Source organism: Pseudomonas sp. W5-01, from assembly GCF_046540435.1.
In the GTDB taxonomy this organism is placed as follows: domain Bacteria; phylum Pseudomonadota; class Gammaproteobacteria; order Pseudomonadales; family Pseudomonadaceae; genus Aquipseudomonas; species Aquipseudomonas graminis_B.
In genome coordinates this window covers 42235-59209 of sequence record NZ_JAXCIP010000007.1, presented here as the reverse complement: position 1 = coordinate 59209, position 16975 = coordinate 42235, and the positions used below count along the sequence as shown (strand labels likewise).

At 63.4% G+C, this 16975-nt stretch carries 15 protein-coding genes; 9 read left to right on the top strand and 6 right to left on the bottom strand.

Going from position 1 to position 16975, the window contains the following annotated elements:
* Both ribD and nrdR read right to left on the bottom strand, forming a co-directional pair.
* Entirely contained in the window at positions 1 to 1140 is a 1140-nt protein-coding gene (gene ribD, locus SLW75_RS21350) for a bifunctional diaminohydroxyphosphoribosylaminopyrimidine deaminase/5-amino-6-(5-phosphoribosylamino)uracil reductase RibD (RefSeq protein ID WP_410935375.1), read from the bottom strand.
* 2 nt (positions 1141 to 1142) lie between these two features.
* Entirely contained in the window at positions 1143 to 1607 is a 465-nt protein-coding gene (gene nrdR / locus SLW75_RS21345) for a transcriptional regulator NrdR (protein WP_065988433.1), read from the bottom strand.
* A 174-nt stretch (positions 1608 to 1781) separates the two neighbouring features.
* On the opposite strand from nrdR, the gene SLW75_RS21340 reads away from it, so the two are divergent.
* From SLW75_RS21340 to trxA, 3 genes are all read left to right on the top strand, one after another.
* On the top strand, positions 1782 to 2234 hold the full coding sequence (locus tag SLW75_RS21340) for a hypothetical protein (RefSeq protein WP_133776016.1): 453 nt from the start codon (positions 1782 to 1784) through the stop codon (positions 2232 to 2234).
* Positions 2231 to 2887: a class I SAM-dependent methyltransferase gene (locus SLW75_RS21335; RefSeq protein ID WP_065988435.1), complete on the top strand. Its 657-nt coding sequence runs from the start codon at positions 2231 to 2233 to the stop codon at positions 2885 to 2887. The genes SLW75_RS21340 and SLW75_RS21335 overlap by 4 nt, the downstream gene beginning before the upstream one ends.
* A gap of 103 nt (positions 2888 to 2990) precedes the next feature.
* Positions 2991 to 3863, top strand: a complete 873-nt coding sequence (trxA, locus tag SLW75_RS21330; RefSeq protein WP_065988436.1) for a thioredoxin — start codon at positions 2991 to 2993, stop codon at positions 3861 to 3863.
* A gap of 88 nt (positions 3864 to 3951) precedes the next feature.
* On the opposite strand, the gene SLW75_RS21325 is transcribed toward trxA, so the two are convergent.
* A complete protein-coding gene (locus tag SLW75_RS21325; protein WP_065988437.1) occupies positions 3952 to 4305 on the bottom strand; it encodes a hypothetical protein in 354 nt (117 codons plus the stop codon).
* A 182-nt stretch (positions 4306 to 4487) separates the two neighbouring features.
* Between SLW75_RS21325 and SLW75_RS21320 the strand changes: the two genes are divergently transcribed.
* The 5 genes from SLW75_RS21320 to SLW75_RS21300 all read left to right on the top strand — a co-directional run bounded on the left by SLW75_RS21320 (position 4488) and on the right by SLW75_RS21300 (position 8439).
* On the top strand, positions 4488 to 5066 hold the full coding sequence (locus tag SLW75_RS21320) for a DUF2796 domain-containing protein (protein WP_065988438.1): 579 nt from the start codon (positions 4488 to 4490) through the stop codon (positions 5064 to 5066).
* A gap of 63 nt (positions 5067 to 5129) precedes the next feature.
* Positions 5130 to 5840 carry an ABC transporter ATP-binding protein gene (locus tag SLW75_RS21315; RefSeq protein ID WP_410935374.1) on the top strand — a complete coding sequence of 237 codons (711 nt, stop codon included), beginning with the start codon at positions 5130 to 5132 and terminating at the stop codon, positions 5838 to 5840.
* Between the two features lies 1 nt (position 5841).
* On the top strand, positions 5842 to 7107 hold the full coding sequence (locus SLW75_RS21310) for an ABC transporter permease (protein WP_369319259.1): 1266 nt from the start codon (positions 5842 to 5844) through the stop codon (positions 7105 to 7107).
* A 16-nt stretch (positions 7108 to 7123) separates the two neighbouring features.
* The gene (locus SLW75_RS21305) at positions 7124 to 7639 is read left to right on the top strand and encodes a DUF3299 domain-containing protein (protein WP_369319269.1); all 516 of its coding nucleotides are present in this window, start codon (positions 7124 to 7126) and stop codon (positions 7637 to 7639) included.
* Between the two features lie 113 nt (positions 7640 to 7752).
* Positions 7753 to 8439, top strand: coding sequence for an OmpW/AlkL family protein (locus tag SLW75_RS21300; protein WP_065988442.1), 687 nt, complete (start codon positions 7753 to 7755; stop codon positions 8437 to 8439).
* Between the two features lie 66 nt (positions 8440 to 8505).
* On the opposite strand, the gene SLW75_RS21295 is transcribed toward SLW75_RS21300, so the two are convergent.
* The gene (locus tag SLW75_RS21295) at positions 8506 to 9435 is read right to left on the bottom strand and encodes an NAD-dependent epimerase/dehydratase family protein (RefSeq protein WP_410935373.1); all 930 of its coding nucleotides are present in this window, start codon (positions 9433 to 9435) and stop codon (positions 8506 to 8508) included.
* Positions 9428 to 10312 (bottom strand): sugar nucleotide-binding protein, encoded by an 885-nt coding sequence (locus SLW75_RS21290; protein ID WP_065988444.1) that lies wholly within the window; start codon positions 10310 to 10312, stop codon positions 9428 to 9430. The genes SLW75_RS21295 and SLW75_RS21290 overlap by 8 nt, the downstream gene beginning before the upstream one ends.
* A 191-nt stretch (positions 10313 to 10503) precedes the next feature.
* Between SLW75_RS21290 and SLW75_RS21285 the strand changes: the two genes are divergently transcribed.
* Positions 10504 to 14817, top strand: coding sequence for a DNA glycosylase AlkZ-like family protein (locus SLW75_RS21285; RefSeq protein ID WP_410935372.1), 4314 nt, complete (start codon positions 10504 to 10506; stop codon positions 14815 to 14817).
* A 3-nt stretch (positions 14818 to 14820) separates the two neighbouring features.
* Here the strand turns inward: SLW75_RS21285 and SLW75_RS21280 are convergent, their stop codons facing one another.
* Entirely contained in the window at positions 14821 to 16938 is a 2118-nt protein-coding gene (locus SLW75_RS21280; protein ID WP_410935449.1) for a mechanosensitive ion channel family protein, read from the bottom strand.
* Positions 16939 to 16975: the final 37 nt, after the last annotated feature.

Here is a 16975-nt window from a genome sequence, read left to right as displayed (position 1 = left end):
TTATACGCCGGGGTGCGACGCGGGTATCGCAATGACTCGCCAGTCATTGCCGACTGCACGCATTTCAACAATCTTGAGTTCGAGCGCTTCGCTCATCTGCGCCAGCGGCAGGTCCAGCAACGGCCGCGCCGACGAGCCCATGAACTTGCCCGCCACGAAGATCTGGTATTCATCCACCAGACCGAGCCGGGTAAACGCGCCAGCGAGCTTGGGGCCGGCCTCGACCAGCACGTCGTTGACGCCGCGGGCGGCCAGTTCGACCAACAGTTTGCGCAGATCGACGTGCCCGCCACTGCTCGGCAGCGCCAGCATGTCGTGACCTTCGTCGTGGTAACGCTCGCGGGCCGAGGCAGCCGCGCAGGTCACCACCAGCGCATTGCCCGCTTTAAAGAAAGGCGCATCGAGGGGCACCCGCAAGCGCCCGTCGATCAACACGCGCAACGGCGGTCGGGTCGCGGCCAATGCGGTGAGCTCGGCGTTCAGGCCCAACTCGTCAGGCCGCACGGTGAGTCGTGCGTTATCGGCCAGCACGGTATCGGCGCCGGTCAGCACCACACTCGACTGCGCTCGCAGGCGCTGCACAGCCGAGCGCGCTTCGGGGCCGGTGATCCACTGGCTTTCACCGCTGGCCATGGCCGTGCGTCCGTCGAGGCTCATCGCCAGCTTGACCCGCACGTAGGGCAGGCCGTGTTCCATGCGCTTGAGAAACCCTTTGTTCAACGCCCGCGCTTCGCTTTCGAGCACGCCGCTCTGCACCGCAATACCCGCGCTCATCAGGCGCAACAGGCCACGGCCGGCCACGTCGGGATTGGGGTCTTGCATCGCAGCAACCACGCGCGCCACACCGGCGTTGACCAGCGCGTCGGCGCACGGCGGGGTGCGCCCATGATGACTGCAGGGTTCGAGGGTGACGTAAGCGGTCGCGTTCTTTGCCTTGTCGCCCGCCTGGCGCAGGGCATGCACCTCGGCGTGGGGTTCACCGGCGCGGACGTGCCAGCCTTCGCCGACGATGGCGCCATCACGGACGATCACGCAGCCGACTTGCGGGTTGGGGTGCGTCGAGTAGACGCCCTTGCGCGCCAGTTCCAGCGCCCGCGCCATATAGGCTGCGTCGAGCACGCTTTGCTCAATGGAGGTCATGCTCATTCTTTAACCGGCTCGCGAGCCAGTCGGTCGATTTCTTCGCGGAATTCGTTGAGGTCCTGAAACCGCCGATAAACAGAAGCAAAGCGGATGTAGGCCACCTCATCGAGCTTTTGCAATTCGCCCATCACCAGCTCACCGACGATCAGCGATTTGACCTCGCGCTCGCCGGTCGCGCGCAGCTTGCTTTTGATGTGGGCCAGGGCCGCTTCCAGACGTTCGACACTGACCGGGCGCTTTTCCAGCGCGCGCTGCATGCCGGCGCGCAGCTTCTCTTCGTCGAAGGGCTGACGGCTGCCGTCCTGCTTGATCAGCCGGGGCAGAACCAGTTCAGCGGTTTCGAATGTGGTGAAGCGTTCTTCGCAGGCGACGCATTCACGGCGGCGGCGAACCTGATCGCCTTCAGCAACAAGGCGCGAGTCAATGACTTTGGTGTCGTTGGCACCGCAAAAGGGACAGTGCATGGTGGCAGGCAACAAAAAAAGGGAGGGCCATGGTAGCGCATCTCGCTGGCAAGACAAGTGCGAGGCTTTGAGGTATATAGACGCGCATTCAGTGCGGTGAAACCCGCCGCACTCAGCGATACTGCGCTATCCCGTGCGTATCCCGCCCGCATTCTGCTTTTTCTGGAGCTGTTCATGACGCTACGTACGCTTGCTGTAATCAGCCTTGTGGGCCTGCTCGCTGCCTGCAGCACGGCCGAGGCGCCGAAACCTGCCGCCCCCGCCAAGCCTGCCCCCAACGCCATTACGCTGCCGGAAGGGCAAGGTCCGCTGCAGCCCTTCCAGCGCGAACTGAGCGGCCAGTTGCTGGGCGTGCCGGCCGGCGCAGAGGTCGAACTGGCGTTGCTGGTCATTGACGATCGCAACCGCCCGCAAAAGCTGCTGACTAGCACCAAACTGGTGGGAAACAACCAGTCGCTGCCGTTCCAGTTGCGCTTCAATCCCGAAGCCTTCCCGGTGGGCGCGCGCGTGGAGCTGCGTGGTCGCGCCAGCAAGTCGGGCCAGCTGATTCTGCATCTGCCGTCCGTGCTGATCACTCAACCCACCACTCAGGCGCTGGGTCAGTTGCAATTCGCTCCCGCGCCGTGACCGCTCCGCTTCACCTGCAAGCCGCATTGAGCGAGCTGCTGGGCGATGCGCAACTGGTGGCCGAAGCGCTACCGGGCACGGACCTGAGGTTGTGGCTGATCGACGCGAACAATATGGATCGCGCGTTCAGCCCCGAAGAAACCCGGCGCATTCTTGAAGACCCGCCCTACTGGAGTTTCTGTTGGGCCAGTGGCCTGGCGCTGGCGCGCTTTATTGCCGAGCAGCCGCAGTGGGTCGCGGGCAAGCGGGTGCTGGATTTCGGCGCAGGCTCGGGCGTCGCAGGCATTGCGGCGATGAAAGCCGGCGCCCTTGAAGTGGTTGCGTGCGATCTCGATCCGCAGGCCATCGAGGCCTGCCGGGCCAACGCCGAGCTGAACGGCGTGACGCTTGAGTATTCGGGCGACTTCTTCGCCGAGGAAGATCGCTTCGACCTGATCCTGGTGGCGGACGTGCTGTACGACCGCGCCAACCTTCCGCTGCTGGATCAGTTTCTCAGTCGGGGGAAACAAGCGTTGGTGGCTGATTCCCGGGTGCGGGATTTCCAGCATCCTCTGTATCGGCGGCTGGGCATTCTTGAGGCGCTGACGCTGCCCGATCTGGCCGAACCGTGGGAGTTTCGCAGGGTGAGTCTTTACCATGCGGTCAGGTCATGACTCGCTTAGCGCCTGCAATTTAGCGACAGGCATCAACCGCGCTTCCGACAATCCCCCCAGCCCTTTATAGTTCGCGCCATCAAGCCTTCTTTCGAGACCCGCGATGAGCCAGGACACGCCGTACATCTTCGATGCCACCACCGCCACTTTCGATCAGATGGTCATCGAGAATTCGTTTCACAAACCCGTGCTGGTGGATTTCTGGGCCGAGTGGTGTGCGCCGTGCAAGGTGCTGATGCCGCTGCTGCAGCAGATTGCCGAGAGTTATCAGGGCGAATTGCTGCTGGCCAAGGTCGACTGCGACGCTGAACAGGACATCGTGGCGCGCTTCGGCATTCGCAGCCTGCCTACTGTGGTGCTGTTCAAGGACGGCCAACCGGTGGATGGGTTCTCCGGCGCCCAGCCTGAATCGCAAATCCGCGCGCTGCTTGAGCCCCATGTGCAGATGCCGCCGCCAGCCGCCGCCGACCCGCTGAAAACCGCGCAGGCGATGTTTGCCGAGAGCCATTTTGCCGAAGCCGAAGCGGTCCTGCAGACCATCCTCGCCGAGGACAACACCAACGCTGCGGCGCTGATTCTGTACGCGCGTTGCCTGGCCGAACGCGGCGAGCTGACGGAAGCCCGCACGGTGCTGGACGCGGTGAAAGGCGATGAGCACAAAGCCGCGCTGGCCGGAGCGAAGGCGCAATTGACGTTTCTGGCCGAAGCCGCCGCGTTGCCTGACGCCGCCGAGCTGAAATCGCGCCTGGCGCAGAACCCGCAGGACGATGAAGCCGCGCACCAGTTGGCGATCCAGCAATTGTCCCGTCAGCAATACGAAGCCGCGTTGGAGGGACTGCTCAAGCTGTTCGTCCGCAACCGCAGCTACAACGAAGGCCAGCCGCACAAGACGCTGCTGCAGGTGTTCGACTTGCTGGGTAATGATCACCCGCTGGTGACTACCTATCGTCGTCGGTTGTTTGCGGCGCTTTACTAGCCTTCCCGGCTGAAGCTCGTCCTACATTGACGGGCCGAGCCAGTCCCATAGATCTACGCGGTCCTATGGGGATCCTGCAGGCTGTGTATCACTCAACCCAGTGATACACCGGCGTGTCGCCCTGGCTTTCCACTTTCACGTTGGCGCTGTGACGCATGCGCACCATCAGGCGTTTGCCCGCAGCGGTGCTGCCCGACAGACCTTCCAGCTGACCGAGCAGATCCGGCCCGTTCAGGTGACCTGCCTTGCGCAACAGCGCCTGAGCGATATCCCAGACAGCATCGTTGCGACTGGCGACAGGCTTGACGGGCGTATCAGTGGGCGCAGACGCTTCCCGCACCTGCGTGCCCAACTGAACACCCAGCCGAGCCCAATCGGCGTCGTCCATTTCCACAGTCAGATCCACCGGCAGATCGCCGACGGTTCCACGGATTCGCAGCATGGGGTGTGTCCTCTGATAGGGCGGACCGGCATGGTCCCACAGGAATTGGCGACCTGCACGTGATCCCTGAACCCTCCGCGACGCACCTCCATAAGCGCTGCCTGAAAAAGTTAAGAAACGGCGCCACACATTGTTATAAGATTACATAACACATTTCAGACTCGCTTCCGGAGCTTTCCCCCATGCGTCGTTTGCTACTCGCCCTGCCCTTCGCCCTGCTGCCCCTCGCCGTCGCCTTCGCGGCCGATGAACATGACCACGATCATGAGCACGGCAGTCTCGGCGCGCACGTCCACGGTGTCGCGCGGCTGGATATGGCGCTGGACGGCCGCACGCTGGAACTGGAACTCGACACCCCGGCCATGAATATCGTCGGCTTTGAGCACCCGGCAACCACCGACGCAGACAAAATGACCCTGGCCCTGGCCAAGGAAACCCTGCTCAAGCCCCACGCGCTGTTCAGTCTTCCGGAAGCGGCCGGCTGCACCGCCACCAGACAACGGGTGGAAAGCACGCTGTTCGGCGACAAGGATGACGACGATCACGACCACGCCGATGGCGACGCCGCCGAACACGAGCACAGCGAAATTCATGGCCACTATCAATTCACCTGCAGCGCGCCAAATGTGTTCAACAAGCTCGATCTGACCCAACTGTTCAAAAGCTTCCCGGCCACTCAGACCATTCAGGTGCAGTTGGTGACACCGAAACGCCAAATGGGCGCCGAAGTGCGTCCGAGCAATCCGGCGATCAAGTTTTAACCAACGCCGCTCCATCAGCGACCGGGCTTCCCGGTCGATCACTTTTCAGACGCACGTGTGGCCATGACTCAAGCGCTCATTGAATTGTCCGAACTCGGCTTCAGCTGGCCGGGGCATCCGCAACTGCTGGACATTCCGGCGTTTCGCCTTGATGCCGGCGAAACCCTGTTCCTCAAAGGCCCCAGCGGCAGCGGTAAAACCACGCTGCTGGGTCTACTGGGCGGTGTGCAGCGCCCGAGTCGCGGCAGCGTTCGCCTGCTCGGTCAGGAGCTGACACAGCTCTCGGCCGGAGCGCGGGACCGCTTTCGTGTCGATCACACGGGCTACATTTTCCAGCAGTTCAACCTGCTGCCGTTTTTGTCAGTGCGCGAGAACGTCGAGCTGCCCTGCCGCTTTTCCACATTACGCACCCAGCGGGCGACCCAGCGCCACGGCAGCGTCGACACAGCGGCTGAAACCCTGCTCGCTCACCTGGGCTTGAAAGACCCTGAAATGCTGGGCCGCCGCGCCGACTCGCTGTCCATCGGTCAGCAGCAGCGCGTCGCTGCCGCACGCGCCCTGATCGGCCAGCCGGAACTGGTCATCGCCGACGAGCCCACCTCGGCGCTGGATGCCGACGCCCGCGAGGCCTTCATTCAGCTGCTGTTCGCCGAATGCCGCGGGGCCGGTGCCAGCCTGTTGTTCGTCAGCCATGATCAGAGCCTGGCGCCGCTGTTCGACCGCAACCTGTCGCTGGCCGAACTCAATCGCGCCGCCGTCGCCGCAGAGGTCTGAGATGTATCTTCTTCGCCTGGCATTGGCCAGCCTCGCCAACCGCCGCTTCACTGCCTTCCTTACCGCGTTCGCCATTGCCCTCTCCGTCTGCCTGCTGCTGGCGGTCGAACGGGTGCGCACCGAAGCGCGCGCGAGTTTCGCCAGCACCATCAGCGGCACAGACCTGATCGTCGGCGCGCGCTCGGGCTCGGTCAACCTGCTGCTCTACTCGGTGTTCCGCATCGGCAACGCTACCAACAACATTCGCTGGGACAGCTTCGAGCACTTCGCCAACAGCAAGCAGGTGAAGTGGGCGATCCCGATTTCCCTGGGTGACAGCCATCGCGGCTATCGGGTGATGGGCACCAATGAATCGTATTTCGAGCACTACCAGTACGGTCGTCAGCAGCATCTCGAAATGGCCGACGGCCGGCCGTTTGCCACCGACCCGTTTGAAGTGGTGCTCGGCGCGGAAGTGGCGGACGCGCTGCATTACAAGCTCGGCGACAAGCTGGTGCTGGCCCACGGCGTCGCGACGGTGAGTCTGGTCAAGCATGACGACAAGCCGTTCACCGTCGTCGGCATCCTCAAACGCACCGGCACGCCGGTGGACCGCACGCTGCACATCAGCCTGGGCGGTATGGAAGCGATTCACATCGACTGGCACAACGGCGTGCCGGCACAAGGCGCCGGTCGGATCAGTGCCGACCAGGCGCGCAATATGGACCTCACGCCCACGGCCATCACTGCCTTCATGCTCGGGCTGAACAGCAAGATCGCGACCTTTGCCGTGCAGCGCGAGATCAACGAGTTCCGCGGCGAACCGATGCTGGCGATTCTGCCGGGGGTGGCGCTGCAGGAGCTGTGGAGCCTGATGGGCACCGCTGAAAAAGCGCTGTTCGTGATCTCGTTGTTCGTTGTCTTGACCGGGCTGATCGGCATGCTGACGGCGATTCTCACCAGCCTCAACGAGCGGCGCCGCGAGATGGCGATTCTGCGTTCGGTGGGCGCGCGGCCTTGGCATATCGCCAGTCTGCTGGTGCTGGAAGCCTTTGCCCTGGCGCTGGCAGGCTCGGTCTGCGGCCTGGCGCTGCTTTACATCGGCATTGCCTCCGCGCAGGGTTACGTGCAGGCCAATTACGGTTTGTATTTGCCGCTCTCCCTGCCCAGCGCCTACGAGTGGACGCTGCTGGCAGGCATTCTCGGCGCTGCCGTGTTGATGGGCACCGTGCCCGCGTGGCGAGCCTATCGCCAGTCGCTGGCAGACGGGTTGTCGATTCGTTTATGAGGTCGTTGTGATGCGGATGGGTTGGATGCTGTTAATGCTCGTCGTGACGCCGTTGTGGGCGCAGGACCTGCGCGTGCTGACGTGGCAGGAAATGATCCCGCCTGACGCGCCGCCGGTGAAGCTGATCACCGCGCCCATTCACAACCTGTCGAGCATGGCGGACACCCTGTCAGTCGAGTCGGCGCCCGCCGCCCATCAACTGGCGCCCCATGCGCCGGTGGTCAAATCGCTCGATGGCCAGCGAGTGCGGCTGCCGGGGTATATCGTGCCGCTGGAAGTCAGCGAGGAAGGCCGGGTGACAGAGTTTCTGTTGGTGCCCTACTTCGGCGCCTGCATTCACGTGCCCCCACCGCCGCCGAATCAGATCGTCCACGTGACGAGCGAACTGGGCGTCAAGGTGGACGAGCTATACCAACCCTACTGGATCGAAGGCCCGATGCAGGTCAAATCCTCGACCAGCGAATTGGCCGACGCGGGTTACCAGATGGAAGCGGACAAGATTCTGGTGTACGAAATGCCGGATGAGCAGTGAGTGGCCGTTAACAGGCGCACCCTAATCGAGTTTTCATTGAGCCAGGTCAAAAACCGCGACCTAGACGCTTCGTAACATACGGCATACCTTTTTTATGCCCTTACGGAGCCCCCATGCACAAGTACCTGCTCAGCGCGCCCCTGCTCGCGCTTGCACTCGGTGTCCCCCTCGCCGCTCACGCCCACCAGGCCGGTGACTTCATCATTCGCGCCGGTGCTGCCACAACGGCGCCCAATGAAGAGAGCGGCAACCTCAAGCTGGACGGCACCAAAGTCCCGGGGACCAAAGCGACACTGGACAGCGACACCCAACTGGGCCTGGCCTTCGCCTACATGCTCACCGACCACGTGGGCCTTGAGTTGCTGGCGGCAACGCCTTTCCAGCACACCGTTGCGGTCAAGGGCCTGGGCCCGGGTCTGGATGGCAAGCTGGCGGACGTGAAGCAGCTGCCGCCGACCCTGTCGCTGCAGTACTACCCGATGGATGCGACGTCGAAATTCCAGCCCTATGCCGGTGTCGGCGTGAACTACACCTGGTTCTACGATGAAAACCTGAGCAGCGAACGCAAAGGCCAGGGCATGAACAACCTGCACATCAAGAACTCCTGGGGCTGGGCCGGTCAGATCGGCGCGGACTACATGCTGACGGACAAGATCATGCTCAACGCCGCCGTCTGGTACGTGGACATCGACACCCAAGCGACGCTGGACGGCCCGTCGGCGCTGGGCGTCGGCCGGACCAAAGTGAACGTGGACGTCGATCCGTGGGTGTACATGGTTGGCGTGGGCTACAAGTTCTAAGCGCTTGCGCCCCAACGAACAGGCATAAAAAAGGCACCTCATCGGTGCCTTTTTGCTGCGCGGGTTTCAGCGCCCCAGCAGTCGCGCCAGCCCGACCTTCAGCGGCGTGGGCTCTGGCACTTTGAAGCGCTCAAGCAGACGCTGATTGCTCGCCCGGGAATGCTTGATGTCACCTGAACGCGCCGGCAGGTAGCTTACCGCTGGCAGGTTCCCCACCACCTCGGCAAGGGCGGCCAGCAGCTCATTCAGCGAAGTCGTCGCGTTCAGGCCGACATTGACCGCGCCCTCTGCCACGGTCGGTATTTCGATTCCCTGCACCACAAGGTCAACCAGGTCCTCGACGTAGAAGAAGTCGCGGGTCTGCTCGCCATCACCGAAAACGGCAATCGGCAGGCCGTTTACCGCACGCTCCGCGAAGATGCTGATCACGCCGGAGTACGGCGATGAAGGGTCCTGGCGCGGGCCGAAGATGTTGAAGAAGCGGAACACGACAGGCTCGAAACCATGCTGACGGCGATAGAAGTCGAAGTAGTGCTCACCGGCCAGTTTGTCCGACGCGTAGGGGGTCAGCGGTGCTTTCGGGGTGTCTTCGGTGATGGGCTCGCCTTCACCGTTGTTGCCGTACACCGCAGCGCTGGAAGCAAACACCACGCGTTTGATACCGGCCTGGCGCATCGCTTCGCAGACATTCAGCGTGCCGATGAAATTGCTCTGGTGCGTCTTCACCGGATCATCCACCGAGGCCTGCACCGACGCGACGGCAGCCAGGTGCGCCACGGCCTGGCAACCTACCGCCGCTCGGGCCACCAGCGCGGCATCGGCCACATCACCTTCGATCAGCTCAACACGCGGGTTGTCCAGCGGCAGGTTGCTGCGCTTGCCGGTGGACAGGTCGTCGAGAATACGCACGGCGTAGCCTTTGGCGAGCAGCGCGTCCGTCAGGTGCGAACCGATGAAACCGGCGCCGCCGGTGATGAGGACAGGAGCATCAGACATGGCGGTAATAGCGGTCCAGTAGGTTGGGCAGGCCAGCACGCCAGGCGCGTGGCTTGATACCGAAAGTGTGGAGAATTTTCTTGCAGGCGAGCACGGCGTTCTGCGGCTCCTCGCTGGCGTCCGGACGTGCGGCGTGGGCCTGCGCGGTAGGTACCTCGATCGCCAGCGGGCGCAGCAGACGGGCTTCGGTCAACACGGCCTGACCGAACGCCAGTGGCGTGGTCGCTTCGTGGCCGGCGTAGTGATAAGTACCCCACAGCGGCGCGGCGCAATCGAGCTGTTTAAGCACCGAAATGATCACCCTCGCAGCATCGTCGACCGGCGTCGGATTGCCACGACGGTCGTCTGCCAGCAGCAATTCACCAGGGGATTCGGCGCGGCTGAGAAAGCGCCCCAGTACACCTTCGGCGCTGTCGTCGAGCAGCCAGCCAAAACGCAGCAGCACATGCTGCGGACAGGTTGCCCGCACGCTTTGCTCGATGCGCCACAGGGCCTGCCCACGGGAACCCAGCGGCACGGGCTCGTCTTTTTCGCTGTAAGCCGTCGCCCGCGAACCGTCGAAAACGCGGTAGCTGGAGGGTTGAACAAGGACGATGTTGTGGTGCTGGCACAGTTCAGCGAGACGCTCCACAGAGCGTTCCTGATTATCCAGCCTGTCAGCGCTTACCCGATCCGCCTGAAACCAGTCGAAGTAGTAAGCGAGATTGATCAAGGCATCCGGGCGGGTGTCATCGAGCAGTTGCGTCAGGCTTGCCGCATCCCAACCGTCTTGCGGTGGGCGCGGCGCGAGGAATCCAATGTTCTCCTCGGCACCTAGACGAATCAACGCCTGCCCGAGGGCATTCCCGCCGCCCAATAGCATAAGGCGCATTCGCATAGAGTCAGCAGGCTCAGTCTTCAGGTCGATTAAAATTAGGTGAAAAACGTCCGCAAACATAACACGTCGACGGGCAAGTCCCAACAGCCTCGGGCGCGCGGGACTGCGTGAAGCTGTTGAGGCGCGCCGCCGATCACTCGGCCCAGTATCTGCCTCTTGCATCTGCCTGCCTGCGCCCGCATTAATTAGCGATGAACCTTCCCCAGACACCCGACCCGGTGCTCGGCGCCTTTCACCCGGCGGTCAGCGCGTGGTTTCGCTCGACATTCCCGGCCATTACCGCGGCCCAGGCCCAGGCGTGGCCGCTGATCAAACGCCGCGAGTCCACGCTGATTGCCGCGCCCACCGGTTCCGGGAAAACCCTGACCGCGTTTCTGGCGGTCATCGATGATCTGGTGCATCAGGGGCTGGAGCGGGGTGGCGAGCTGCCGAACGAGACCTTCGTGGTGTACGTTTCGCCCCTGAAAGCGCTGTCCAACGACATCCAGATCAATCTGCAAAACCCGCTGGCGGGCATCACCGATCAGCTGATTCAGCAAGGTCTGCCCGGGCTGCGCATCACCACCGCCGTGCGCACCGGTGACACGCCGCAGAAAGAACGCACCGCGATGCGTAAAACCGCGCCGAACATTTTGGTGACGACGCCGGAATCGCTCTACGTGCTGCTGGGGTCCGACTCCGGTCGGCGCATGCTCGCGAGCACTCAGACCGTCATCGTCGATGAGATTCACGCGATCGCGGCCGGCAAGCGCGGCAGTCATCTCGCCCTGACACTGGAGCGTTTACAGGCGCTGTGTGCGAAACCGCTGCTGCGCATCGGGCTTTCGGCGACGCAAAAACCTATCGAGCGGGTGTCGCGCTTTCTGGTGGGCAGCGACCCGGTCAGCCGGCCGTGCGCCATCGTCGACATCGGCCACGCGCGCCCCCGGGATCTGGCTATCGAAGTGCCGCCTGTGGCCCTGAGCGCCGTGATGTCCAGCGACGTCTGGCAACTGGTCTACGACCGGCTCGCGGTGCTGGCGCGTGAACATCGCACCACGCTGATTTTCGTCAACACCCGGCGCCTGGCCGAGCGCATGGCGCGGCATTTGAGCGAGCGACTGGGCAACGAGGCCGTTGCCGCCCACCACGGCAGCATGGCCAAGGAACAGCGGCTGGACGCCGAGCAGCGCCTCAAGCGCGGTGATCTGCAGGTACTGATCGCCACGGCGTCGTTGGAATTGGGGATAGACATTGGCGACGTCGATCTGGTCTGCCAGATCAGCTCGCCCCGCTCCATCGCGTCCTTTTTGCAGCGCGTCGGCCGCTCCGGTCACCACGTTGGCGGCACGCCCAAGGGACGGCTGTTTGCGGTGTCCCGGGATGATTTGATCGAGTGCGCGGCGCTGCTGGATTGCGTGCGTCGCGGCGAGCTCGACACGCTGGTCATTCCCAAGGCGCCGCTGGATGTGCTGGCGCAGCAGATCATCGCCGAGGTCAGTTGTCAGGAATGGCAGGAGCAGGACCTGCTGGCGCTGTTCCGCAAGGCTTCGCCCTACGCCGACGTCGATGAAGGCCATTATCAGGCGCTGCTGAGCATGCTCGCCGAAGGCTACAGCGGGCGTCAGGGCGTGCGCGCGGCGTACCTGCATCGCGACGCGCTGACCCGCACGTTGCGTGGCCGGCGCGGCAGCAAACTCACAGCGGTCACCAGCGGCGGCACGATTCCGGACAACGCCGATTACAGCGTGGTCCTCGAACCCCAGGCGCTGAACATCGGCACCGTCAACGAAGACTTCGCCGTGGAGAGCGCCGCAGGGGACATCTTCCAGCTGGGCAACACGTCCTACCGGATTCTGCGGATCGAGTCCGGCCGCGTGCGGGTCGAGGACGCCCACGGCATGCCGCCGAACATTCCGTTCTGGATGGGCGAGGCCCCGGGGCGCAGCGATGAGTTGTCGTTCGCCGTCGCCCGCTTGCAGGCCCACATCGACGAGCAGCTCAGCGCCCACCCCGGCAATCTTCAGGCCTGCACGGACTGGCTGGTAAAAAGCCTGGGCCTGGACCTCGCCAGCGCCGAGCAGATCATTGAATACCTCGCCCGCGCGCACTCGGCCCTGGGCGCGCTGCCGTCACAGGACACGCTGGTCATCGAGCGCTTTTTCGATCAGTCCGGCGGCACGCAACTGGTGATTCATTCCCCGTTCGGCAGCCGGGTCAATCGCGCGTGGGGGCTGGCGCTGCGCAAGCGCTTCTGCCGCACCTTCAACTTCGAGCTGCAAGCCGCCGCCAGCGAGGACGCCATCGTGCTGTCGCTGTCCACGGCGCACAGCTTTGCGCTTGATGAAGTCTGGCGTTATCTCAACGCCGCCACCGCCGAGCATTTACTGATTCAGGCGGTGCTGGATGCGCCGCTGTTCGGCGTGCGCTGGCGCTGGAACGCCGGTGTCGCCCTGGCCCTGCCGCGTTACACCGGGGGGCGAAAAGTGGCGCCTCAGTTGCAGCGGATCAAGAGTGATGACCTGATCGCCACGGTGTTTCCGGACCAGATCGCCTGTCTGGAAAATCTGGTGGGCGAGCGGGATGTGCCGGAGCATCCGCTGATTGAGCAGACCCTGGACGACTGCCTGCATGAAGCCATGGACGCCGAAAGCTGGCTGAAATTGCTGCGGCGCATGGAGAACGGCGAAGTGCGTCTGGTCAGTCGCGATCTGCCTGCGCCCTCGCCGCTGGCGGCGGAAATCCTCAACGCCAAGCCGTATGCGTTTCTCGACAACGCGCCGCTGGAAGAACGTCGCACCCAGGCGGTGCTCAATCGGCGCTGGAGCGACCCGGAATCCACCGACGATCTCGGCGCGCTGGATGTCGATGCGATCAAAGCGGTGGCCGATGAAGCCTGGCCGCAGCCGCAAAACGTGGATGAGATGCACGAGGCGCTCATGAGCCTGGGGTGCATCACCGGCGTTGAGGCCCGCGAGCACAGCGACTGGATGAAATGGCTGGAGAGCCTGGCCCGCTCGGGTCGTGGCACGCGCTTGCAGGTCACCCCGGAACAGGCGCTGTGGATTCCTCTGGAGCGGCTGACGTGTTTGCAGGCGATCTACCCCGCCGCTGAAATGCACCCGCCATTGGCGGCATTGGCCGGGTTCGACGAAGCGTGGACCGAAGACGAAGCGCGCGTCGAAATCGTGCGGGCGCGGCTGGGCGGTTTCGGCCCGCTTACGGTCGCTGACATTGCCGAGCCACTGGCGCTGACGCAGAACGAAGTCGCCCAGGCACTCGCGCAGCTGGAGAACGAAGGTTACGTGCTGCGCGGTCAGTTCAACCCTGACGCCGGCGAGGAAGAATGGTGCGAGCGGCATCTGCTGTCGCGAATCCACCGTTACACGGTCAAACGCCTGCGCCGGGAAATCGAGCCGGTGTCGCTGCAGGACTTCACTCGATTCCTGTTCGACTGGCAGCATCTATCTGCGACGACCCAGAGCCAGGGCAAAGCTGCGCTGCCGGAAGTCGTCGCGCAACTGGAAGGTTTCTCGTCGGCGGCAGGCGCCTGGGACAGTGATCTTCTTCCGGCACGCCTGAAGGACTATTCATCGATCTGGCTGGATGACTTGTGTCGGTCCGGCAAGGTGGTGTGGATGCGTCTGACCAGTCGCAACAAGGTTGGCAGCGCTGCGTTGCGCAGTACGCCGATTGTGCTGCTGCCGCGACCGCAGGTCCGCCTGTGGACCGGGCTGACCGAACAGCCGGCGCCGACTGAATTATCCCTGCGCGCGCAGAAGGTTCACGAGGTATTGTCGAGCCAGGGCGCGATGTTTTTCGATGAGCTGACCGGCGAAGCGCACTTGTTGCGGGCCGAGCTGGAAACGGCACTGCAGGAATTGGTCGGTGCCGGGTTGGTCAATGCCGACAGCTTCGCCGGGCTGCGAGCGCTGATCACGCCGGCGAGCAAACGCAGCAGCCACACCAGTCGACGCAATCGCGGCGCGTTCATTGGCGGCATGGACGATGCCGGGCGCTGGGCGTTGTTGCGTCGCGCGCCGGCGAAAGAAGAAGGCGCGTCACAACGGATCGACAGTGACACGCTGGAGCATGTCGCCATGACCTTGCTACGCCGATACGGCGTGGTGTTCTGGCGCCTGTTGGAGCGCGAGGCGGACTGGCTGCCGACTTGGCGCGAGCTGCTGCGCACGTTCCACAGGCTTGAGGCACGCGGAGAGATTCGCGGCGGGCGCTTCGTTTCAGGCCTGGCCGGTGAGCAATTCGCATTGCCCGAAGCCATCCCGCTGTTGCGCGAAGTCCGCAACCGCCCATTGGACGGCAGCTTGATTGCCGTCAGCGGCGTCGACCCGCTCAACCTCGCCGGGACGCTGCTGCCCGGCGCGAAGGTCCCGGCGATAGTGGGCAACAAGCTGGTTTACCGCGACGGCATTCCCATCGCCGCCATCATCGCCGGCAAGCCCCAGTATTGGGGCGAGGTGGATGAGGCGCTGATGTTGCAGGTGCGCGATCGGCTGTTCCGGTAGATCTCAAGCCGGGCTTTCGGACCCGTCCTTGTTCACTACCGAGGTCTTGCCGGGCAGCGCTTGTTGCTCAGCGCCCTCTTCCCCCTCAGGTGCCTGACGATTGTGCGGGCTCATTACCAGTTGTGGATAAGTTTGCGCGAAGCGCACATCAGCTGACTTATCCACAAGTCGCTTGAGCCGATCATTGAATGCACGGCTCACCGCGTACTGCCCGCCCGATGACGTGCGGAACTGCGCCGTGATGACAATGCCGTTCATGTCCATTCGATCCAGCCCGAACACCTCCAGCGGCCCCTGCAGTTTGCTCGCCAGCAGCAAATCATCGCTGATCGACTGGCCCGCTTCACGAATCAGCGAAGTCGCCGCGTCCACGTCGGTGTCGTAGGTGAACTGGAACGAGAAGAAGGCGTAAGCGAACTGCCGCGACTGGTTGGTGACCGCCTTGATCTGCCCGAACGGCACCGAATGCACGAAGCCCTTGCCGTCGCGCAGACGCAGGGTGCGGATGGTCAGGCTCTCAACTGTGCCGGCATGGCCTGAATCCAGCACCACCCAATCGCCGATAGAGATGGTGTCCTCGATGATGATAAACAGGCCGGTAATGACGTCCTGTACCAACTGCTGCGAACCGAAGCCGATCGCCAGACCGACAACCCCCGCACCGGCCAGCAGTGGCGCGACGTTGATGCCCAGATTGGCCATGGTCGTGATGGTGCAGATCACCACGAGGATGATCTTCATCGCGTTGCGCAGCAGCGGCAGGATGGTCTTCACCCGCGTGCTCGGCTGACGCGCGGAACGTCCATTGGCCGGAGGCTTCAGGGCTTCCTGAATGGCGGTGTCCATCACCACCCATAGCAGCCAGGTCACCAACAGAATCAGGCCGATGCTGCTGAGGGAATCGCTGATCACTTTGCCCAGTGCATTGCGTTGGGCAAATTCGAACAGCGAGAAACCCCAGATCCGACCCAGCAACTCGATGAAGCCGATCGCCAGCGCAATACGCATGACGGCGTGCAACAGGCTCAGCAGACGCTCCTTGTAAACACTGTCGGTCCGCGTCTCGGTGGGCTTGAACACGTGCTGGAACAAGGTGCTGAGAAACACCGCGCCAATCAACAGGACTGTCGTCAGCAACGCGCAACGCAGGGCTTCCTGACTGCCTTCGCCGGCACCGATCAGATTCACCGCCGAGACCAGAATCATCAGCAGGATCGGCAAGTGCCACAGGCTGGAGAAGATCTTCAGCGTCTGCTGCACCGCGGGGCGCGACAGTCGGGCGGCCAGCGGACGGTTGCGGATCAGATGCGCAATCGGCCGGCGCATGCGAATGACGACCATGCCAAACATGACCGACGCCATCAGCCCGGTGAACGCCGCGATGCTGGTGGTCACGTTGCCACCGAACAGCCGGGCAATCTGTGGGCTGGTCAACGCGTCGCTCAACGCCGCGAGAAAGCCGATGATGAACAGCGGATGCGGCGCGTAGTGACGAATGATGCGCACCGCTGGCCGTTTATGGCCCGAGTTGAACAGCACAATCAGGGACAACAGCACCGAGGTGGAGAAAATCCCGCTGCTGGTCGAGTACGCCAGACACAGCGCCAGCGCGCGTCCGACCGATGTCGGCATGAAGTGGCTGACGTACAGGGTCAGCGGCAGGCAGATGAGCGCCGGCACCATATAAGGAAGCATATAACCCAGCACCCCGACCACGCGATCGCGGCGAATCAAAAACCGGCGCCGCGATAGCCGGGTGACGAGGAACGCGCCGATGCGATTGAGCAGCAGGAACGCCCCCGCCCACACCAGGGACAGCATCACGAAATCGCCGGCGATCCGCCACGCTGAGCGCGACTGCGGTTTGTTGACCAGCGCGTCGATCTCGTCGGCGGCGCGGTCAGCGCGCAGACGCCAGGAGTCGAGCAGGTGGCCATCCACATCGAGCTTGTCTTGCACGCTGTCGATGCTGGAACTGATGGCGCCGAGCAATCCTCCCTTGACCAGAATCTCCGCTTTGGCGGGATCCTCCGGTGCAGAATCGGCGGGTGCTGCAGCGGCAGCGGTTGTTGCGGCGGGGGCGTCAGCGGCTTGAACATTGACGCTGCAAACGCTTAACAGCAGGCAAAGCAACAGAAAGGGTTTGAAATTCGGCAAA

Excerpts from the sequence above, each read along its gene's own strand:
- nrdR (WP_065988433.1), bottom strand. The coding sequence starts at position 1,607 with ATGCACTGTCCCTTTTGCGGTGCCAACGACACCAAAGTCATTGACTCG.
- SLW75_RS21295 (WP_410935373.1), bottom strand. The coding sequence starts at position 9,435 with ATGTCTGATGCTCCTGTCCTCATCACCGGCGGCGCCGGTTTCATCGGT.
- SLW75_RS21315 (WP_410935374.1), top strand. The coding sequence starts at position 5,130 with ATGACTCAAGCGCTCATTGAATTGTCCGAACTCGGCTTCAGCTGGCCG.
- SLW75_RS21290 (WP_065988444.1), bottom strand. The coding sequence starts at position 10,312 with ATGCGAATGCGCCTTATGCTATTGGGCGGCGGGAATGCCCTCGGGCAG.
- SLW75_RS21305 (WP_369319269.1), top strand. The coding sequence starts at position 7,124 with ATGGGTTGGATGCTGTTAATGCTCGTCGTGACGCCGTTGTGGGCGCAG.
- SLW75_RS21300 (WP_065988442.1), top strand. The coding sequence starts at position 7,753 with ATGCACAAGTACCTGCTCAGCGCGCCCCTGCTCGCGCTTGCACTCGGT.
- SLW75_RS21320 (WP_065988438.1), top strand. The coding sequence starts at position 4,488 with ATGCGTCGTTTGCTACTCGCCCTGCCCTTCGCCCTGCTGCCCCTCGCC.
- SLW75_RS21340 (WP_133776016.1), top strand. The coding sequence starts at position 1,782 with ATGACGCTACGTACGCTTGCTGTAATCAGCCTTGTGGGCCTGCTCGCT.
- SLW75_RS21285 (WP_410935372.1), top strand. The coding sequence starts at position 10,504 with ATGAACCTTCCCCAGACACCCGACCCGGTGCTCGGCGCCTTTCACCCG.
- ribD (WP_410935375.1), bottom strand. The coding sequence starts at position 1,140 with ATGACCTCCATTGAGCAAAGCGTGCTCGACGCAGCCTATATGGCGCGG.
- trxA (WP_065988436.1), top strand. The coding sequence starts at position 2,991 with ATGAGCCAGGACACGCCGTACATCTTCGATGCCACCACCGCCACTTTC.
- SLW75_RS21325 (WP_065988437.1), bottom strand. The coding sequence starts at position 4,305 with ATGCTGCGAATCCGTGGAACCGTCGGCGATCTGCCGGTGGATCTGACT.
- SLW75_RS21310 (WP_369319259.1), top strand. The coding sequence starts at position 5,842 with ATGTATCTTCTTCGCCTGGCATTGGCCAGCCTCGCCAACCGCCGCTTC.